This is a genomic window from Mesorhizobium sp. M2A.F.Ca.ET.037.01.1.1 (assembly GCF_003998075.1).
Lineage (GTDB): Bacteria > Pseudomonadota > Alphaproteobacteria > Rhizobiales > Rhizobiaceae > Mesorhizobium.
In genome coordinates this window covers 1-4,357 of record NZ_RZSA01000575.1, presented here as the reverse complement: position 1 = coordinate 4,357, position 4,357 = coordinate 1, and the positions used below count along the sequence as shown (strand labels likewise).

Annotated in this window: 6 protein-coding genes and 1 pseudogene; 3 read left to right on the top strand and 4 right to left on the bottom strand. The window is 64.3% G+C overall.

All coding sequences use genetic code 11. The features are described 5' to 3' along the window. A pseudogene (locus EOA27_RS24535) lies at positions 1-995 on the top strand (polynucleotide kinase-phosphatase); the annotation flags it as partial. 6 nt (positions 996-1,001) lie between these two features. Here EOA27_RS24535 and EOA27_RS24530 read toward each other — a convergent pair. Continuing rightward, positions 1,002-1,295 (bottom strand): HlyU family transcriptional regulator, encoded by a 294-nt coding sequence (locus tag EOA27_RS24530; RefSeq protein ID WP_126081762.1) that lies wholly within the window; start codon positions 1,293-1,295, stop codon positions 1,002-1,004. Between the two features lie 49 nt (positions 1,296-1,344). Further along, complete coding sequence (locus EOA27_RS24525; protein WP_126081761.1) at positions 1,345-1,986, bottom strand: TetR/AcrR family transcriptional regulator; 642 nt, start codon at positions 1,984-1,986, stop codon at positions 1,345-1,347. Between the two features lie 170 nt (positions 1,987-2,156). On the opposite strand from EOA27_RS24525, the gene EOA27_RS24520 reads away from it, so the two are divergent. Together EOA27_RS24520 and EOA27_RS24515 are read left to right on the top strand one after the other, a co-directional pair. After that, positions 2,157-2,834 (top strand): PspA/IM30 family protein, encoded by a 678-nt coding sequence (locus EOA27_RS24520; RefSeq protein WP_127257467.1) that lies wholly within the window; start codon positions 2,157-2,159, stop codon positions 2,832-2,834. Positions 2,835-2,877: 43 nt separating this feature from the next. Continuing rightward, complete coding sequence (locus tag EOA27_RS24515) at positions 2,878-3,138, top strand: YiaA/YiaB family inner membrane protein (RefSeq protein ID WP_126081759.1); 261 nt, start codon at positions 2,878-2,880, stop codon at positions 3,136-3,138. 79 nt (positions 3,139-3,217) lie between these two features. Here the strand turns inward: EOA27_RS24515 and EOA27_RS24510 are convergent, their stop codons facing one another. Together EOA27_RS24510 and EOA27_RS24505 are read right to left on the bottom strand one after the other, a co-directional pair. Then, entirely contained in the window at positions 3,218-3,886 is a 669-nt protein-coding gene (locus EOA27_RS24510; RefSeq protein WP_126081758.1) for a PadR family transcriptional regulator, read from the bottom strand. A gap of 116 nt (positions 3,887-4,002) precedes the next feature. Next, on the bottom strand, positions 4,003-4,357 hold a 355-nt coding region (locus EOA27_RS24505), incomplete at its 5' end, for a DCC1-like thiol-disulfide oxidoreductase family protein (RefSeq protein WP_127257465.1).

Below are 4,357 nucleotides of genomic sequence, written 5' to 3'. Positions count from 1 at the left end.
CCGAGATCGTGTGCGAGGAAAAGCACATGGGTTCGCGGGCGATTGTCGCGCTCTGCCGGACCGTGCAGGCAGCGCGCAGCCGCTTCGGCGTGTCAGGCGACGAGACAGGCGCGATATGGACCCGGACGGGGCGCTCCTTCCTCAGCGACAATGCCATGACGGAGGGCCTGCTCGACCGGCTTCGCGCAAGCGTCGACGCCGCCGGCCTGTGGGAGGAACTGCAAACCGACTGGCTGCTGCTCGATGCCGAAATCATGCCCTGGTCGGCCAAGGCAAGCAGCCTGATTGAAAGTCAGTACGGACCGGTGGCGGCGTCGTCCGCGGCCGGCCTGCGGCTCGGTCGCGATGCCTCGGAGAGAGCGAAGGCGCGGGGTGTCGATGTGGCCGATCTTAACGCGCGGTTTGCCGATCGCGCCGAGCGGGCAGGCAAATACGCCGCCGCTTGGTCGCCCTATGTCTGGCCGGTTTCGAATGTCGATGATCTCAGCGTGGCGCCGTTCCATCTGCTGGCCAGCGAGGGCCGCGTCTGGTTCGACCATGACCACATCTGGCATATGTCGCTGGCCGATCGCCTCGCCAGGGGAGGTGTCGTGGTGGACACCAGATGGCGCAGTTTCGACCTGGCCGATGCCGGCGCCTGCGCGGAGGCCGTCGCCTGGTGGGAGACGCTGATCGCCTCGGGCGGCGAAGGCATGGTGGTCAAGCCGCGCGACTTCGTCACCCGCGGCAAGAAGGGACTCATCCAGCCGGCGCTCAAGGTCCGCGGGCGCGAGTATCTGCGCATCATCTACGGTCCCGAATACGATGCGCCCGACAATCTTGTCCGGCTGCGCGAGCGGCATCTAGGCGGCAAGCGCAACCTGGCGCTCAGTGAGTTCGCCCTGGGACACGAGGCGTTGAAACGATTTGTCGCGAGGCAACCGCTGCGACGGGTCCACGAATGCGTCTTTGCCGTGCTGGCGCTGGAGAGCGAGCCGATCGATCCTCGACTATGATCACATTCAGCCGAACATCTTCTCGCCCTGCTCGTCGACCAGCTGGATGCCTTTCTTGATCGAGATGTCGACGGCGTCGTCCAGCCCGGCGAAGCGGTCGGCGCGGATGAAGCGGTGCTCTTTCAGCACGCCGTCCACTTCCTTCGAGACGACGCCGCAGGTCTGGTATTGGCCCTCGGCCTTGTAGGGCGTCGCGCTGATCAGGAATCCCTTGTGCTCGACCTGCTTGGCCGGCTTGGCGCTGCCGGTCTCCGGTGCCTCACTGCTGCCGCCGCCGAAAAGCTTTTTCAGAAAAGACATTTTTTGAAACTCCATTTTACGCGGGCGTCGAAGATCCGCAGCGCCCTGTTTAATCAGACTTTGTCTCAGCATGCGCGAATGCGCCGCCATGTTCCAGTCCCTTGACGAAAACGCCGACCAGCAGCTCGATCTGATTCCAGATCTCCTCGGCCTGCCGGCTGTTGGAATTGGCCACATAGCCGCTGGTCACGATGCCATGCACGCTTGACCACAAGGTCCGGGCCGCAAGCGCGCGGCGGTTGTCGTCTAGGCCGAAATCGCCTGCTTTGAGCACGCTGGCGACGATGTCGAAGAGCGCGTCGAGCAGCGCGTCATAGGCATCGGGGCCCGGCTGCGTCGCGCGCCGGCGGTTGAAGGCAAGCACCGCCGGCCAACTGCCGGAATGCGCCTCGACGAAGCGCACATAGGCCGCCGCCATCGCCAGGATGCGGTGCTGGACATCGGTCACCCCTTGCCTTTCGAGATCGGCCATGGCCGCGAGGCCTGTCGCGCCGAGCCGGTCGAGCAGCCGCATGTTGACGGCCCGGTGCACCTCGTCGAGATCGGCAAAGAGGTTGTAGACCGATCCAACCGAAATGCCGGCCTGCTCGGCTATGGTGCGCGCTTTCAGGTTCTCGGCGCCGCCCTCATTGAGCAGTGCCTCGGCGATGGCGAGCACCTTCTCGCTCATTTCTTCCTTGTCCAGCGCCATGCTCTTTCCTGTCGCTCTGTGAGGTGGCCGGCCTGCCACGTTCAGCCTGTCTGCCCGCGTTTACCATGTCCCACGGCCCATGAACAGCGTTCACATTGTTCTTGAACAATGTTCATTTCCTGTTATGTTGACTTCGTGAACAACGTTCACATCAACAGGGAGAAGACCCAATGCTTAGCCTGATCAAGACATTGCTGGACGGCGCCAGCGCCCGGGCCGAGGACAATCTGAAGGACCGTTTCGCCATCGACCTTCTGGCGCAGCGCATCCGCGACGCGGAGGCGGGCCTCGCCGCCGCCAAGCAGACGCTTGCCTCGCTGATCGTGCGCCAGCGTGCCGAGCAGACCAGCCTCGAACAGCTCGACAGCCGCATCGCCGATCTGGAAACCCGCACGCTGAGCGCGCTTTCGGCCAACAACCAGGCGCTTGCCGAAGGTGGCGCCTCCGCGATCGCCGAGCTCGAGAATGAGCGCGAGGTCCGCCGCGCCACCGTGAAGAGCCTCGGCGAGAAGACCTTGCGGATGCGCCTGTCCGTCGAACAGGCGCATCGCCGCATCATCGGCCTCAACCAGGGCATGATCTCGGCCCGGGCGATCGATGCCGAACGCAAGGCGCAGTCGCGCCTCAACCGCTCGATCGGCCGCACGGCGAGCATCAACGAGGCGGAGCAACTGCTGGCCCGCATCAAGGACAGCCCCGACCCGTTTGAGGAGGCCGGCATACTCGATGAGATCGACGGCGAGCTGCGCCACGAGGCGATCCGTGAACGCCTCGCCGAAGCAGGCCATGGACCGGCCACCAAGGTGCGCGCCGAGGACGTCCTCGCGCGCCTCAAATCCCTGAACTGAACCCGCTTTCCGAAAAACAGATCAAATTCCAAGGAGCAATCCAATGAACGGCAATCAGACCTATATCCTGTTCAACACCGTGTCGGTGGGCGCCGCCTATTTCATGCTCGGCCTGTCGCTGTGGCTAGCGCCGGTCGACCTCTCGACTAAGGGCTACTGGGCAATGGGCATCCTCCTGCTCACCGGCAGCCTGGTGAACCTGGTCAAGTACCGCACCGACGAGCGCATCGCGGCCGAGACCACCGCCAAGATCGAGAAGGCGCGCAACGACAAGCTGATCAGCGAATATGTCGGCAAGGAATAGTCCTTGCCCTGTCGATCGCTGACTGAATGCAAAAAGCCCGGATCGCTCCGGGCTTTTTGGCTGCTCTTATGAAAATGGCTTAGCGCCGCGCCAGCGCCTCGATCGCCTCGGCGGCGTCTTCCAGGATGCTGATCGCCTCGGCCTGCTTGTCTTCCGGCGCCTCGGCGATGTCGCCGAGCGCGGCGCGCAGACGATGTCGCAGCGCGCGGAACTGGTCGCGCTTTTCCGAACGGCCACGGCGCCCCTCATCCTTATCGTCGCCCCAGCCGAACCATTCGCGCGCCGCGGCCATCTTGCGGCCGAAGCGCTCGAGATGGTCGAGCACGCCGTCGATCATCTCGCGGTTCTCATCGAGATGCGCCCTGCCGGCCTCGGTGATCGAAAACACCTTCTTGTTGCCTTCGCTGGACGACACCGCATAACCCGCCTCCTCCAGGAAGGTCAGCGTCGGATAGACCACGCCCGGGCTCGGGCTGTAGACGCCGCTGGTGCGCTCTTCCAGCGCCTTGATGATGTCGTAGCCATGGCGCGGCGCATCGGCCAGCAGCGACAGCGTGATCAGCTTGAGATCGCCGTCGGCGAGCATCCGGCCGGCGCGGAACATATCACCCGGGCCGCCGCGCCCGCCGCCCCTGCCCCCAAACGGACCGAAGCCGCCGCCGCTGCCTCTGCCACCGAATTTGCCGGCCATGCGCATGAACATGCGCTCGCCGAAATGATTGTGCCCGAAATGGTCGTGTCTGTGCATGGATTGCTCCTTGAGTTATATCTTACGATACATCTTAAGTAAGGCGCACCGCTTGTCAAGTCAAGATATATCTTACGATGTATCGCAGGATGCGCCAGGGCCTCTGGCCTTGCCGCCTACCAGCGGCCCTGGCGCCGGTTCCAGGCGTAGAGAAGGTCCGCGAAACGGTCGTAGGCGATGCACGTCAAAGGCAGCGCGACGGCGTTGCCGAAGAGGGTCGCCAGCCACCCCTCGCCCGGCGTGAGCCGCCAGACCGCGATCGCCACGTCGGCGCCGACCAGCAGCCGGCCTTCGCTATCTGTCGCGTGCAGCCGTCGCCGGATATCCTCGAGCGAAGCGCCGAAGGCCGAGAGCGCTTCAGGTTCGAAATTGATGTCGCGGAATGCGACGCGGCCTGCCTTGACCGCCTCGATCAGCCGCCTCTTCTGGCGGCTGATGCCGGCATCGCACACCGGACAGCGCGTGTTGTAC